General features: G+C 36.1%; 12 protein-coding genes and 1 tRNA gene. 6 read left to right on the top strand and 7 right to left on the bottom strand.

Going from position 1 to position 16,108, the window contains the following annotated elements:
* Positions 1 to 80: 80 nt before the first annotated feature.
* The 4 genes from BW936_RS08380 to BW936_RS08365 all read right to left on the bottom strand — a co-directional run bounded on the left by BW936_RS08380 (position 81) and on the right by BW936_RS08365 (position 4,989).
* A complete protein-coding gene (locus BW936_RS08380) occupies positions 81 to 1,331 on the bottom strand; it encodes an NAD(P)/FAD-dependent oxidoreductase (protein WP_076547872.1) in 1,251 nt (416 codons plus the stop codon).
* Positions 1,332 to 1,344: 13 nt separating this feature from the next.
* Entirely contained in the window at positions 1,345 to 2,355 is a 1,011-nt protein-coding gene (locus BW936_RS08375; protein ID WP_076547871.1) for a 4-hydroxyproline epimerase, read from the bottom strand.
* 21 nt (positions 2,356 to 2,376) lie between these two features.
* Entirely contained in the window at positions 2,377 to 3,954 is a 1,578-nt protein-coding gene (locus BW936_RS08370; RefSeq protein ID WP_076547870.1) for an aldehyde dehydrogenase (NADP(+)), read from the bottom strand.
* A 111-nt stretch (positions 3,955 to 4,065) separates the two neighbouring features.
* Positions 4,066 to 4,989, bottom strand: coding sequence for a dihydrodipicolinate synthase family protein (locus BW936_RS08365; RefSeq protein ID WP_076547869.1), 924 nt, complete (start codon positions 4,987 to 4,989; stop codon positions 4,066 to 4,068).
* 133 nt (positions 4,990 to 5,122) lie between these two features.
* Here BW936_RS08365 and BW936_RS08360 point away from each other — a divergent pair, with 133 nt between their 5' ends.
* The 6 genes from BW936_RS08360 to BW936_RS08335 all read left to right on the top strand — a co-directional run bounded on the left by BW936_RS08360 (position 5,123) and on the right by BW936_RS08335 (position 9,906).
* Positions 5,123 to 5,968 carry an AraC family transcriptional regulator gene (locus tag BW936_RS08360; protein ID WP_076547868.1) on the top strand — a complete coding sequence of 282 codons (846 nt, stop codon included), beginning with the start codon at positions 5,123 to 5,125 and terminating at the stop codon, positions 5,966 to 5,968.
* Between the two features lie 82 nt (positions 5,969 to 6,050).
* Positions 6,051 to 6,134 (top strand) — tRNA-Leu (locus BW936_RS08355).
* Between the two features lie 109 nt (positions 6,135 to 6,243).
* Positions 6,244 to 7,143 carry a MerR family transcriptional regulator gene (locus tag BW936_RS08350; RefSeq protein ID WP_076547867.1) on the top strand — a complete coding sequence of 300 codons (900 nt, stop codon included), beginning with the start codon at positions 6,244 to 6,246 and terminating at the stop codon, positions 7,141 to 7,143.
* 13 nt (positions 7,144 to 7,156) lie between these two features.
* Positions 7,157 to 8,614 carry a phytoene desaturase family protein gene (locus BW936_RS08345; RefSeq protein WP_076547866.1) on the top strand — a complete coding sequence of 486 codons (1,458 nt, stop codon included), beginning with the start codon at positions 7,157 to 7,159 and terminating at the stop codon, positions 8,612 to 8,614.
* Between the two features lie 6 nt (positions 8,615 to 8,620).
* The gene (locus BW936_RS08340; protein ID WP_076547865.1) at positions 8,621 to 9,460 is read left to right on the top strand and encodes a phytoene/squalene synthase family protein; all 840 of its coding nucleotides are present in this window, start codon (positions 8,621 to 8,623) and stop codon (positions 9,458 to 9,460) included.
* Complete coding sequence (locus tag BW936_RS08335; protein ID WP_076547864.1) at positions 9,460 to 9,906, top strand: sterol desaturase family protein; 447 nt, start codon at positions 9,460 to 9,462, stop codon at positions 9,904 to 9,906. Before BW936_RS08340 ends, BW936_RS08335 begins: the two co-directional genes overlap by 1 nt.
* A gap of 23 nt (positions 9,907 to 9,929) precedes the next feature.
* Here the strand turns inward: BW936_RS08335 and BW936_RS08330 are convergent, their stop codons facing one another.
* The 3 genes from BW936_RS08330 to BW936_RS08320 all read right to left on the bottom strand — a co-directional run bounded on the left by BW936_RS08330 (position 9,930) and on the right by BW936_RS08320 (position 15,775).
* Positions 9,930 to 10,484: a TlpA family protein disulfide reductase gene (locus BW936_RS08330; protein WP_076547863.1), complete on the bottom strand. Its 555-nt coding sequence runs from the start codon at positions 10,482 to 10,484 to the stop codon at positions 9,930 to 9,932.
* A 78-nt stretch (positions 10,485 to 10,562) separates the two neighbouring features.
* Entirely contained in the window at positions 10,563 to 12,836 is a 2,274-nt protein-coding gene (locus BW936_RS08325) for an aconitate hydratase (protein ID WP_076547862.1), read from the bottom strand.
* Positions 12,837 to 13,000: 164 nt separating this feature from the next.
* Positions 13,001 to 15,775 (bottom strand): bifunctional aconitate hydratase 2/2-methylisocitrate dehydratase, encoded by a 2,775-nt coding sequence (locus BW936_RS08320; protein ID WP_076547861.1) that lies wholly within the window; start codon positions 15,773 to 15,775, stop codon positions 13,001 to 13,003.
* Between the last annotated feature and the right edge of the window lie 333 nt (positions 15,776 to 16,108).

The following is a 16,108-nucleotide window of genomic DNA, read 5'->3' as shown; positions in this document are numbered from 1 at the left end:
AAAATGACCAGTGTAGACGAATTGCAATTTACTGTAGACGAATGGTAATTTCATTCCGATGAACATCATTACTAAAATTGTTAAAATACTCTATTTGGACTAAAAGCAGCTATACTCATAAAGGTCTTATTACCAGTCAATAACTCTGAAATTAGCTTACCGGTTGCCGGTCCTAAACTCCAACCCATCATTGCGTGACCTGTACCAATTGTCAAGTTTTTAATTTTTATAGATTTGCCAATATATGGTAATCCATCTGGTGAAACCGGGCGTAACCCGGTTTTTACATTTTCAATTTCTGCAACATCGATTTCAATTTCAGGATAAAAGGAATGTACGCCGTTCACTATTGCCATAACCCTTTCTTTTCTAATGATATCATTATTACCTGAAAACTCCATAGTACCCGCAAATCTGGTAAACTCATTCATAGGCGTTACCGCTATTTTAGATTCCATTAAAATTGCGGGAATAGAAATACCCGTATTTCTCTCCCTATTAATACAATATCCTTTACCTCCTTGTAAAGGTAGTTTTAAGTGTAATTTTTTTGCAAGGTTTGCGCTCCATGAACCCGCAGCTAACACCACCTCATCTGGTTGGTAATTATCCTTATTTGTTATAACCTCTATTATTCTGTCTCCTGAACTCTTAATATCAACTACTTCTTCATTTGTTTTAATCACAACTCCTTCTCCCTTTAGATAGGCTAACAACTTGGGCATAATCTCCGTGGGTGTAGTATGGCCATCACATTCATAATGTATAGCTCCTTCTGCATCAATATTTACATGTGGTTCTAGCTTATGTAGGTCTGACTTGTTTAAGTCAGAAACTTCTAGTCCTTCAAAAGCTACCCTTTCAGCAACTTGCTTTTCATGTAAGTAAGCTGCTTCGGTTTTATAGAGCATTAAAAGGCCTTTTCTTTCTAGCTGAAAATTGCCTAAATCACCTGAATTTTTAATATCGGTGAATAATTCTCTGCTCATAAGGTTGATTTCCTTTATCGCTGGAATCGCTTTTTCAACTTTTGCAGGTGTTGATGATTTATGAAAATACCATGACCATTTTAAAAAATCCGTATCCAACCTAGGCTTCATATAAAACGGACTAGCAGCGTTGAACATCATTTTAATTCCTTTTGCTATCATACCAGGTGATGCTAACGGAATGATATGACTTGGGGTGATATAGCCCGCATTTACAAATGAAGCACCTGAAGTAATGTCGCCTTTATCAATCACAGTAACTTCAAAACCTTCTTTATGCAAATAATAGGCAGTACTTAAACCAACGATACCTCCACCAATAATTACCACACTTTTCATCATCTCCGTATTAAAATTAAATTACTTGAAACCCATACGCGTAGGGATCATCAATATCATCGATAGTTATTGTATTTTGACCATAAATTTTTGCCCATCCTTGTATGCTTGGGACAATTGCAAGGTTTCCTGACAAGGTAGTTTCTTCTTCTATTCTACCTATAAATTGAGAACCTATATAGCTTTCATGAATAAAATCTTCACCCACTTTTAATTTCCCATTAGCATGCCATTGTGCCATACGTGCAGATGTACCTGTACCGCACGGAGAACGATCAATAGCTTTATCTCCATAAAATACTGCATTTCTAGCTGTAGCTTTATCAGAGATGGTATTCCCTGTCCAAAGCATATGACTTACATTTTTTATTGTACTATCCTCCGGATGAATAAATAGGTTTGGATATTTCACATTAATTTTCTCCCGTATTTCTTGACTGAATTGAATTAATTGACTAGCCGAATATTCTTGAATTCCGTTAAAATTGGTTTGCGGGTCAATAATAGCATAAAAATTGCCGCCATAAGATACATCAAAGGTCAGTTCGCCTAAATCTGAAGATAGTATTGTTAAACCGGAAGCTGCCAGGTAAGATTTTACATTCGTCAATTTTACCCAATCAACCTTTCTACCAGTTTGTTGATAAGCAATATGTACCAATCCGGCAGGTGTTTCCATACGAATCTTGCCCGGTGTTTTTGGATGAATCAATCCTTCTTCTATCCCAATAGTAATGGCACCAATAGTTCCGTGTCCGCACATAGGTAAGCATCCACTGGTCTCTATAAATAATATACCGAAGTCATTGATTGGGTCATTAGGCGGATAAAAAATACTACCGCTCATCATGTCATGACCTCGTGGTTCAAACATCAATCCCTTTCTAATCCAATCATACTCTTTTAGAAAATGCTGACGTTTTTCACTCATTGTAGCTCCAACTAAATCTGGGCCACCTTTTTTTATAACCCTAACAGGATTACCACAGGTATGAGCATCAATACAAACAAAAGTGCTGCTGGCCATATTAGAAGTTTGTTATATATTTCAATTTTTAGTGTAATTACCCTCTACCAAACGAGTAATGCCTAGCGGATTTTCATCTTGTAGCGCAATTGGCAATAAAGTATTAGGCCAATCTTGAAAAGAAACCGGACGTACCCATCTTTTTATTGCCGATGTCCCAACAGAGGTAAAACGAGGATCCGTAGTTGCGGGGAACGGACCGCCATGAACCATAGAAGAATTTACCTCTACACCAGTGGGCACACCATTGAATAAAATACGCCCTACCCTACTCCGTAATGCGTCAACAATCCCAGAATTGTTCTTTAAATCTTCTTCAGAGCCTAAAATTGTACCCGTTAACTGACCTTCTAAATGATTTAAAATAGTTTCTAATTCTTTGGTATTCTCGCATTCAACCACTACGGAAAAAGGTCCAAAAACTTCAGTATGTAATTTGGTATTCGCCAAAAAATCTGCTCCGCTCACTTTCAAAATAGAAGGTTTTGCAGTATTGGCATTGGTATCCTTCTTATAATTGGCAGATATAGTTACTCCGCTCTGTGCTGACAATTCCTTTTTACCTTCGTTATACTTTGCATATATAGTAGGATGCAGCATGCAGGTGGGCTCAAATTTCAATATTTCATCGGAAAGTGTTTTGATGAAACCATCTAATTTTTCTCCCTTTATCGCCAACAACAACCCTGGATTGGTACAAAACTGCCCGGCACCTAAAGTAACTGAAGAAGCATAGGTATTTGCCCAAGCATCGCCATCGTTTACTAAAGCCGATGGTAAAACAACCACTGGGTTAATACTCCCCATTTCTGCAAAAACAGGAATAGGCTCATCTCTTTCATTCGCTAACTTATATAATGCCGTACCACCATTTATACTTCCCGTAAAGCCAACAGCTTTTACTTTTGGGTGTTTTACCAACTGCTGCCCTACTGCTATACCGCTACTGTTTAAATTAGAAAATACACCATTTGGCATTCCCGTTTTCTCCGCTGCCTTAATAATTGCAGACGATACCAGTTCACCGGTACCGGCGTGCATTGGGTGACTTTTTACGATTACCGGGCAACCAGCTGCAAGTGCACTTGCCGTATCTCCACCGGCTGTTGAAAAAGCCAACGGAAAATTACTTGCACCAAAAACAACCACAGGTCCTAATGGAAATAGCATTTTTCTAATATCAGATTTTGGCATAGGTGTTCTATTAGGTTGCGCTCTTTCAATAACAGCCTCTACCCAAGAACCTTCTTTTAATAATTTAGCAAAAGCACGAAGTTGCCCCATGGTACGTCCACGTTCTCCTTTTGCCCTACCTTCAGGCAAACCAGATTCTTTGCAATAGGTCTCAATCAACTCGTTCCCTAAAGCTTCAATCTCATCTGCAATAGCTTCAAGAAATCCTGCTTTTTTGTTCCCAGAGAACTCTTTATATGTTTTAAAAGCATCTGTTGCCAAATCAACAGCCTCATTAATTTCGTTAGAAGATGCCTCATAGAAAGTCCATTCCGTATTTATATTTTCTTTAGGATCAAATGTCTTAAAAGTATTATTCCCTTGCTTTGAAGACTTAGTGCCTATTGCATTTGTACCGCTGATCATTTTCTTTTTTTATGGTGTTACTCAAAAGTAAAGAAAGTACTAGAAACAAAATCCCAATCTAACTTTACATTTTATTAAAGTGCCAAATACATCCAATTTTTTTAAACGTATCTATAGTTGATTAATACCCTTATAATTAGGCAGTGATGGTCTAGTAGCTATACCTTGTTCTATAATTGCCGCCACCCTTTCTCTTTCTGCACCTACTAAAGGTAATCTTGGTGCACGTACATTTTCGGTACCAATACCTGTAGCTACTTCTGCCATTTTAATGTGCTGTACCAATTGCGGACTAATATCCAGTTCTAACAATGGTAAAAACCATCGGTAGATTTCTAGGGCTTCTTTAATTCTGCCAGCTCTTGCCAATTCAAAAACCGCACAAGTTTCGGCAGGGAAAGCACAAACCAAACCTGCAACCCAACCATCAGCACCCATTAAGGTACTTTCCAATCCTAAGGTATCAACCCCAGTAAGAACATTCAATCGATTTCCAAATCTTGATTTAATTCGGGTAATATTAGAGATGTCCCTTGTTGATTCTTTTACCGCTTGTATAGTATCGCATACCATCAATTCATCTAACATATCTAGAGTTACCATTATACCGTAATCTATTGGGTTGTTATAAATCATGATCGGTAAATCCGTACTATGGGCAGTTTCTTTAAAATAAGTAACCGTTTCATAGTCATTAGCTTTATATCGCATTGGCGGCAACATCATTAATCCTGTAGCTCCACATTCTTTAGCCACTTCAGCAGCGTGTATAGCACCTTTAGTAGTCTGTTCGGCAATATTAATGATTACAGGTACTTGACCTTCTACCAGATTTACGGTCTCTCTCATTAAAACTTTCTTCTCTTCATAGGTCAGTGTACTTGCCTCACCCAGAGTTCCGCCCAGTATTATTCCACTTACACCTGCATCTAATTGCGCCTTAATATTAACAGAGAACATATCTAGATCAAGTTCATCTTTATCTGTAAATTTTGTGGTAACCGCCGGCATTACCCCTGTCCATGAAATACTCATTTTGCTTTCTTTTAGTTAATACTCAAAATTAGGGATAGCACATAGGAATATGTGTTGTCATATTATCCAGACTTGGTACTATTCTAACACCTTATGAGCTATAATTCATTTTTTAGTGATAAATTAGAAGCATATGAAAGTGTTTCCTTTTAAAATACCGAAGCCTTTAGATCAACATCTAATAGTTCAGGTAGACAAAGAACCTGTTTTTTACAATAGACTTCATCAACACGAAGAAATACAGATAAGTTATATCTTAAACGGAAACGGAAAGTTGTTGGTAGGTGACAGTATTCATCAATTTTCCGCAGGTGATATCTATGTTATTGGTAGTAATCTACCCCACGTGTTCAAGAGTATACCAAGGCAGGAAGATGCGCATATGATAACCGTATTTTTTACTGAAAAATCCTTTGGCGCAGCATTCTTTAAGCTACCATATTTAAAAGATTTAAGGATTTTTTTTACAAATGCTACAGGCGGATTTAAAGTCACATCTAACCAAAAGGATATAGCCCAACAATTAGTAGACATACAATCTCAACAAAAACTACAACTATTTGTTTCTTTTTTAGAGCTATTAGAAGAACTTAGCAAAGCAACCACAGAACCACTTAGTAAATTTATATACTCTAAAACCTTAAGCTCTACCGAAGGCGAACGATTACAGGACATTTTCGATTTTGTATTCAAAAACTTTCAGCAACCTATCTCTTTAGACGACATTGCAAAAATGGCATATATGACACCAAACGCCTTTTGTCGCTTTTTTAAACAAAGAACCAATAAAACATTTTTTCAGTTCTTAATAGAACTACGAATAGAACATGCTTGCCAATTACTAAATTCTAAAAAAGAGCTGAATATTAATATAATCTCAGACTTATCCGGATTTAACTCCATATCTAATTTTAATAAAAAATTTAAAAAAATAAAAGGAATTACTCCTTCTCAGTACCAGCACTCTCTGCTACTTTAAATTTTCTCTGATTTATTGTGATCAATATATTTTAAATTGAAGGATAGGTTTCTATATTTGTTCTTGAATAAATACCGAACAAGCCCACGTGGTGAAATTGGTAGACATGCTACCTTGAGGGGGTAGTGTTCGTAAGGACGTGCTAGTTCGAATCTAGTCGTGGGCACAAAAGGTTAGATTTAGGTCTAACCTTTTTTATTTTGATAATTTTAACTCTCATGTACCCCATGGCATACTTATAAATCGTAAATTTGTTTAACCATTTTACTTAAAGCATGAACAATGTAAAAAAGCAATTTAGTATTAGAGACCTTGAAAACCTCTCTGGCATTAAGGCACACACGATCAGAATTTGGGAAAAAAGATATAATCTTTTATCGCCTGAACGTACAGATACAAATATTAGAACATATAGCCTTTCGAGTTTACAAAAGTTACTCAATGTTACATTGTTGTATAATAATGGACACAAAATATCCAAAATCGCCAAGATTTCTGATAAAGATATTCCGTATGTAGTACGTGAAATAGTAGCAAAACACAGTCATAAGAGTCAGGCAATTAATACTTTTAAACTGGCCATGATCAATTTCGATCAAACGATGTTCTTTAATACCTATAATGCCTTATTGAGTGAAAATTCATTTAGGGAGATATTTAAAGAAACCTTCGTACCGCTATTAAATGAGCTTGGTCTTCTTTGGCAAACGAACACTATTAGCCCTGCTCATGAACATTTTATGAGTAGTTTGATTAAACAAAAAATTCTAATTAATACAGAAAAGCTTCAACATTTAGAGCCCACCAAGAAAGACAAAGTGTTTGTTGCATTTTTGCCTGAAAATGAAATACATGATATAGGGTTACTTTATATTAATTACGAGATTATTTTAAAAGGATATAAGTGCATCTATTTAGGCCCCACCATACCCATGGAAAATCTTGAAGATGTCCTGAAGTATTTCGATAACATTTATTTCGTTTCTTATTTTACAGTTTACCCTGAAAAAGATAAAATAAACAAATATATAGAGGATTTCACAACCCTAGTATCTGAGTATCATAATCCTAATTTTTGGATTATAGGACGACAAACAAATTTTATCGAGGACGATATAAAACCTAAGTTTTGTAGAACATTTACTTCTATTGACAGCTTGGTTAACAATCTATAACCCCCATAAATAAATGAATAGAAATTGCATCGTAATCGGTTCTGGTTTTTCATCATTATCTGCGGCGTGTTACTTGGCAAAAGCTGGGTTGGACGTGACCATATTTGAAAAAAATGAATCTGTGGGAGGCCGTGCATCACAATTTGTAAAAGATGGCTTTACTTTTGACATGGGGCCAAGCTGGTATTGGATGCCTGATATTTTTGATAAATTCTTTGCGGATTTTAATAAACAAACATCAGACTATTACCTATTAGACAAGTTGAGCCCGGCTTACAAGATTTTCTTTGCAGATGATACCATTACTATAGGTGATTGTATGGATAAAATTTGTGAGGAGTTTGAGCGCATAGAACCAGGTAGCTCAAAAGCTTTAAAGAAGTTTATTAACAAAGCGCAAGAAAATTATGATATTGCCATTAATAAAATTGTTCTAAGACCAGGACTGTCTCCATTAGAATTGGTAACAAAAGAAACAATTTTAAAAGTTGATCAATTTTTTAAAACTATTAGTTCACAAGTACGTAAGTCTTTTAAAAATCCAAAATTAGTATCTACGCTAGAATTTCCTGTATTATTCCTTGGTGCCAAGCCAAGCAATACTCCGTCATTCTACAACTTTATGAACTTTGCTGATTTTGGTTTAGGCACATGGCATCCAAGAGGTGGTATGTATGAAGTTATTAAAGCTATGAAAAGTTTAGCCCTAGAGCTGGGTGTAACCATACATACGAATTCGCCTATCAATAAAATAATTGTAACCAACGGTAAAGCTTCTGGTGTTTCTTGCAATGGTAAAGTACATAAAGCGGATATAGTTCTTAGTGGCGCAGATTACCAACATTCTGAAAGCTTATTAGATGAAAAGCACCAACAATACAGCAAGAGTTATTGGGAGAAAAAAGTTTTTGCTCCCTCGTCTCTTCTATTTTACATTGGGTTTAATACAAAGTTAAATAATGTAGAACATCATAATTTATTTTTTGATACTGATTTTGAGTTACATGCCAAAGAAATTTATGACAGCCCAAAGTGGCCTACAAAACCGTTATTTTATGCAAACTTTCCTTCTTTAACAGATGCGAGTATGGCTCCCAAAGGTTGCGAGACGGGTTTTTTCTTAGTTCCAATTGCGACCGCTTTAGAAGACACCGAAGAACTTAGAAATAAATATTTTAATGTCATAATGGACCGTTTTCTTGAAAGAACTGGCCAAGACATTAGAAATAATATTATATTCAAGGAAACATTCTGCATAAATGATTTTGTAGAACGATACAATTCATACAAAGGAAATGCCTACGGTATGGCGAATACATTGACACAGACCGCTTTTTTGAGACCAAATTTAAGAAGTAAAAAGGTCACCGATCTTTACTTTACAGGACAACTGACAGTACCTGGCCCCGGAGTACCACCAGCTTTAATATCTGGAAAATTAGTGTCAGAGTTAATTATTAAGGACAACTAGTGATATATGAAAGATACTTTTGATCAAGTTTCGTACCAGTGCAGTAAAGTCGTTACCAAACGATACAGTACCTCTTTTGCTTTGGCAACTAAGATGCTTCACCCATCTATTCGTAGTCATATTTATAATATTTATGGCTTTGTACGCTTTGCCGATGAAATTGTAGATACTTTTCATGACTATGACAAGGAAATACTTTTTGATAAATTTGAACAAGAGCTTGAAGCTTCTTTACGAGATAAAATAAGTCTAAATCCTATTTTAAATTCATTTCAACATACCTACCACACGTATAGTATTCCTAAGCATTTGGTTGATTCATTTATGAAAAGTATGCGTATGGATCTTGTTAAAAACATTTACCGTACCGATGCCGAATACAAGGAATACATTTATGGTTCAGCAGATGTAGTTGGTCTAATGTGCCTACAAGTGTTTGTAAAGGGTGATGTAGCAGAATATAACAAGTTGAAAGAATCTGCCATGGCATTAGGTTCGGCATTTCAAAAAGTAAATTTTTTACGTGATGTAAAAGCCGATTTTGAAGAATTGAACAGATCCTATTTCCCTAATACCAATTTAAAAGAATTGGACGAAGCCTCTAAAAAAAGAATCGTTGAAGAAATAAAGGCGGATTTTAAATTAGGCTACCAAGGTATTGTAAACTTACCTGCTGAAGCTAAATTTGGTGTCTATACTGCGTACAAATATTACTATAAACTACTTAAAAAATTACAGGGCACACCGTCATTGGAAATTAAAAATGCTAGGATACGAGTACCAAATTATCAAAAATTTGGACTACTGGCACGTTCTTATGTTAAATTTAAAATGAACTTAGTGTAATGAATATAGTTATTTGGATATTGATTTTTCTAGGAACGTTCTTGTTCATGGAATTTATGGCCTGGTTCACGCACAAATATGTAATGCATGGTTTTTTATGGAGCCTTCATAAAGATCATCATAAAAAAGACCACGACTCTTGGTTTGAAAGAAATGATGCATTTTTTATTTTCTATGCTATTGTTAGTATGTCCTTATTCTATGCTGGCACCACGGGTTTTTGGTACGGCTATCCGTTAGGATTTGGAATTTTAGCATATGGTATAGCCTATTTTCTAGTGCATGACATCTTTATTCACCAACGTTTTAAGCTTTTTAGAAACGCAAATAATTGGTATAGTAGAGGTGTTAGAAGAGCGCATAAAATGCATCATAAACATATTGGCAAAGGAGATGGTGAATGTTTTGGGATGCTTTTTGTACCCTTTAAATATTTTAAAAAATAGGGTTAAAGTAGTATGCTCAAATTTTATTCTGCGATTAGTTGATGTAAAAGCTTATCTACTTTTTTATTGTCCCAATCAGCTATGGCATTCTGGTGAACTACAATGGCACCACTCCTATCAATTATATAAGACCCTGAAGGTTTTAATAATAATACCGAACTTGGCTCTCCAATAATTTGATAGGTTACAGGAAATGAATATCCCTGTTCTTCCATAAAAATCTCAACAGGAGCTCTTTCTTCATTGGTAATTACATAAAACTTCATCTTATTACCAAATGTATCGTATAAATACTGAATGTCTTTTAATTGTGCTTGAGAAGGCATATGCCAAGAAGCCCAAAAAGTAATGAAGGCAACCTCTCCCTTTGCTTCATTAAAATTAAAATAATTCCAATTTCCATCTTTTAACTTCCAGTCGTAGTCCGTTATTTTACCTCGTTTTTCTGGTGAAATAATTGTAGGTGAAGAGGCAAAGAACCTATTGAGTAAAATTTTGCTATAATCACCCAATGGAGTAACAAAAAAAGATAGTACAAAAGCAATAATCAATAAGGTAAAAACCGTTTGTCTGGTCATAAAAGTTAGATAGGGGTCAAAACTAAAAAACTCCTGACTAATATCAGGAGTTTTCTTTACATATTTTAAGCTATTACCTTATGAAGCATTTTCTCTCTTAATAACGTTTAAAGCAGACCCTTCTCTATACCATCCTATTTGGGCGGCATTATATGTATGATTTACTTTAATAACGTCTTTACTGCCATCTGAATGAACTATCTCTACCGTTAACGGTTTATCAGGAGCAAATTCAGCAATATCGGTAAAATTAAAAGTATCATCTTCTTGAATTAGATCATAATCATTTTCATTGGCGAAAGTTAAACCTAGCATACCTTGTTTTTTAAGGTTAGTTTCGTGAATACGTGCAAATGATTTAACAATTACCGCTGCTACACCTAAGTGACGGGGCTCCATGGCCGCATGCTCACGTGAAGAACCTTCTCCGTAGTTATGATCACCTACTACAATACTTCTTACTCCTGCTGCTTTATATGCACGTGCCGTATCAGGTACACCACCAAACTCTCCGGTCAATTGGTTTTTGACCATGTTGGTCTTTTTACCAAACGCATTAACAGCTCCAATTAAACAGTTATTGGAAATATTATCTAAATGTCCTCGAAAACGCAGCCATGGTCCAGCCATGGAGATATGATCCGTTGTACACTTACCAAACGCTTTGATCAACAATTTGGCTCCCATTAAGCTTTCGTCTTTTATAGGGGTAAACGGCTCTAATAATTGCAATCTTTCTGAATTTGAAGCAACTTTTACTTCAACTCCGGACCCATCTTTTCTAGGCGCAAGATATCCTGCATCTTCTACTTCAAAACCTTTTGGAGGCAATTCCCATCCTGTAGGCTCATCGAACATTACTTCTTCTCCTTTCTGGTTGATCAATTTATCCGTCATCGGATTAAAATCTAATCGACCAGAAATAGCAATTGCCGCTGTAATTTCAGGAGAAGCTACAAAAGCATGTGTATTAGGGTTACCATCTGCACGTTTTGCAAAGTTTCTGTTGAAAGAATGCACAATACTATTTTTAGGAGCATTCTTAGGATCGTTATAACGTGCCCATTGACCAATACATGGTCCGCATGCGTTGGTAAAAATCTTAGCATCCAGTTTTTCGAATATACCAAGAATACCGTCGCGATCTGCAGTATAACGTACTTGTTCAGAACCAGGATTGATTCCTAATTCTGCTTTCATTTTTAATCCTTTATCTATGGCTTGTTGCGCAATGGATGAAGCTCTTGATAAATCTTCATAAGAAGAGTTGGTACAAGAACCGATCAATCCCCATTCAACAGCTAATGGCCATTCATTCTCAGTAGCTTTTTCGGTCATATCACTACCTACTTTGGTAGATAAGTCTGGAGTAAATGGTCCGTTTAATAACGGGGTTAATTTCGCTAAATCAATTTCAATGACCTCATCGAAATATTGTTCAGGATTAGCATACACTTCAGCATCTGCAGTTAAATGTTCCTTAACCTCATTTGCCGCATCGGCAATATCCGCTCTATCAGTAGCTCTTAAGTAACGCTCCATGGATTCGTCGTAACCAAAAGTGGAAGTCGTTGCTCCTATTTCTGCACCCATGTTACAAATAGTTCCTTTTCCGGTACAAGATAGATTTTTGGCACCTTCACCAAAGTATTCTACGATAGCACCGGTGCCACCTTTCACGGTAAGTATTTCCGCAACCTTTAAAATAACATCCTTTGGTGCTGTCCATCCAGAAATATCACCCGTTAACTTTACCCCTATTAATTTTGGAAATTTAAGTTCCCATGCCATGCCCGCCATTACATCAACAGCATCTGCTCCACCAACACCAATAGCGACCATACCTAATCCACCGGCATTAACCGTATGAGAATCGGTACCGATCATCATTCCTCCTGGAAAAGCATAATTCTCCAATACTACTTGATGAATGATACCAGCACCTGGTTTCCAAAAACCAATTCCGTATTTATTTGAAACAGACTCCAAGAAATCAAAAACCTCTGCACTTGTTGAATTCGCAGATTTTAAATCTGCTGTAGCACCACTTTTTGCTTGGATTAAATGGTCACAGTGAACGGTAGTTGGCACAGCAACCTTTGGCTTACCCGCTTGCATAAACTGCAATAAGGCCATTTGTGCCGTAGCATCTTGACAAGCAATACGATCCGGAGCAAAATCAACATAATCCTTCCCTCGGGTGAATGCTTCGGTCGGGCTACCATCCCATAAGTGAGAATATAAAATCTTTTCTGAAAGGGTAAGTGGTTTACCTACTATCTCTCTTGCTTTGTCTACACGTTCCGACATGGAAGCGTAAACCTTTTTAATCATATCTATGTCAAAAGCCATAAAATCTATTTATAAAAATTGTTAATCTATGTTACCTGTACAAGATACAAAATGTAGGGTGATTTTAAGAGCGCATATGAAATTAAGAATGATTATAAAAAACGGCTATAAAAAAGCCCGAGTATACATACCCGGGCTTTATATCAATTAGAACCAGCAATTAATCATCTCACTAATTGCTTAGTAGAAGGTTTAAACTTTGTTAGTACAATTCCATCAACAGCTGCTTCATATTCTGCCATTGTAGGAGTTCTTCCTAAAATAGTAGATAACACCACCACCGGAGTAGAAGATAATAATGATTCTCCTTTTTTCTCTCCTGTATCTTTTACAACTCTACCTTGGAATAAACGTGTAGATGTTGCCATAACCGTATCTCCTGGTTCTGCCTTTTCTTGATTACCCATACAAAGGTTACAACCTGGGCGCTCTAAGTATAGCATGTTTTCATACTTGGTACGTGCCAAACCTTTAGGTGCACTATCGTCAAATTCAAATCCAGAATATTTTACCAAAACATCCCAGTCTCCTTCTTTCTTCAATTCATCAACAATATTGTATGTTGGCGGCGCAACAACCAAAGGAGCTTTAAATTCTACTTTACCGTTTTGAGCTTCCACGTTTTTCAACATTTGAGCTAATATTTTCATATCACCTTTATGAACCATACAAGAACCTACGAAACCTAAATCTACTTTTTTGGTTCCGCCATAGTAAGATAATGGACGTATATTATCATGCGTATAACGCTTAGAAACATCTTCATTGTTTACATCTGGATCTGCAATCATTGGTTCAGCAATCTCATCTAAATCAATAATTACTTCTGCGTGATATACAGCATCAGCATCTGGTCTTAACGAAGGCTTAATACCTGTTTTAAGCTCTGTAATTCTAGTATCTGCTTTATCAACAAGTCCTTGAAGAACGCCTTTTGCATTGTCCATACCCTTTTCGATCATGATTTGGATACGACCTTTTGCAATCTCTAAAGATTCAATTAAAGTATCGTCTTCTGAAATACAGATGGATGCTTTCGCTTTCATTTCTGCAGTCCAATCTGTAAACGTAAATGCTTCATCAGAAGTCAAGGTTCCAATATGAACCTCTATTACACGACCTTGGAATACATTTTCGCCTCCAAACTGTTGCAACATCTGCTGTTGCGTAGCATGTACCACATCACGGAAATCCATATAGGATTTCATTTGACCTTTGAAGGTTACTTTAACCGACTCTGGAATAGGCATTGATGCCTCACCTGTAGCCAATGCTAAAGCAACTGTTCCTGAATCCGCACCAAAAGCAACACCTTTAGACATACGTGTGTGCGAATCTCCACCAATAATGATATCCCAATCCCCTACGGTAATATCATTAAGTACCTTATGGATAACATCCGTCATTGGAAAATACTTTCCTTTTGGATCACGACCGGTAATTAAGCCAAAGTCGTTCATAAAGCTCATTAATCTTGGAATATTCGCTTTAGACTTATCATCCCAAACAGAAGCTGTATGACAACCAGATTGGTATGCTCCATCAACAATTGGAGAAATCACCGTAGCAGCCATCATCTCTAACTCTTGAGAGGTCATTAAACCTGTAGTATCTTGAGAACCTACAATATTAACCTCAGCACGAACGTAAGAACCAGCGTGTAACGTAGCTCCTGAAGTACCTACCGCATTTCTATTGAAAATTTTCTCTACAGCTGTTAATCCTTGACCTTCTATAGAAACTTCCTTAGAAGTAGCATATACTTGCGGTACATCAATGCCTAAAGTTTTACAAGCAAACGTTTGTAGTTTTTTACCAAAAACAACCGCGTAAGAACCACCTGCTTTCATAAACTCCATTTTCTGTGGAGTAAATGCAGCGGAAATATCTTTTAATTCCACTTTACCGTGATAAAGCTTCTTTTCTTTTGTATTAATAGTAAGCACCGTACCTGTAGCAACAGAATACATTTGTTTTAGAATTGGCTCGCCATCTTCATCAACTATAGTATTACCCGCTTCATCTTTTTGCTTCACCCAGTTTTTAAGGTCTAACCCTATACCACCGGTTACCCCTACTGTAGTTAAGAAAATTGGAGCAATACCATTTGTACCGGCAATTACCGGAGCAATATTAATAAAAGGAACATATGGACTAGAAGAAATACCTGTCCATAATGCTACGTTATTAACACCAGACATTCTAGAAGAACCAACACCCATAGTCCCTTTTTCAGCAATTAGCATTACACGCTTATCAGGATGTTGCTCCTTCAAAGCCAATAATTCTTGTTGCATATCTTTGTTATGCTCAAACATACATTGACCATGTAATTCACGGTCAGATCTTGAGTGTGCATCACCACCTGGCGATAATAAATCCGTAGAAATATCACCAACACCGGCTATATATGTTACTACCTCTATTTCTTCTTCTACTTCTGGAAGCTTGGTAAAGAACTCCGCTTTGGCATAACTTTCTATAATATCTTTTGCAATGACATTACCACTTTTTAGAGCTTCTTCTAAACGAGAAGTATCCGCCTCATAAAGGAACACCTGGGTTTTTAAAACCTCAGCTGCTTGTTTTGCTAAAATTTCATCTGATCCTAATGCGATATCCAACAAAACCTTTACAGAAGGTCCGCCCTTCATATGAGATAATTGCTCAAAAGCAAAAGTGGTGCTAATTTCTTTTACGACCGACTCACCAAGAATGATATCTTTTAAAAATTTAGCTTTTACCACTGCGGCACTAGTTGTACCTGGCAAAACATTATAGATAAAAAAGTTTAGAGATTCTTCTCTATACTCATGATCTACATCTTTAATTTGCTCAATGATTTTGCTTAGTAATTCAGCACCATCAATTGGCTTTGGATGAAGACCTTGACTTTTACGCTCTTCTATCTCCTTAAGGTAATCTTTATAAATGCTCATTAAAAAATAATTTGTGTATAATTTTGGATGAAATCATGTAGTTAAATATCTTTTTTCTCGCTGAAGATTTGTCTAAAAATGGAGAATCATTACAACTACACATGGACAGATTGAATTGATTTTAAGGATATATTTTACGGAATAAAAACACTATATATTCTTTTATATTTATCAATTTCAAATGTCATCTATTTATGTATATTAAGTTAACGCAATTTCGTAAAATTAAACAATATAGAACGCATTTAAAATTAAATAAGTACGATTAGGTCTTTTTTCTCAAATGAGAAATAAAGCACATGAAAATCAAAGAATTATAACAACTATTTGTTT

This window comes from Maribacter ulvicola, assembly GCF_900155985.1.
GTDB lineage: Bacteria > Bacteroidota > Bacteroidia > Flavobacteriales > Flavobacteriaceae > Maribacter > Maribacter ulvicola.
This window is presented reverse-complemented; position numbering and strand designations above follow the sequence as displayed.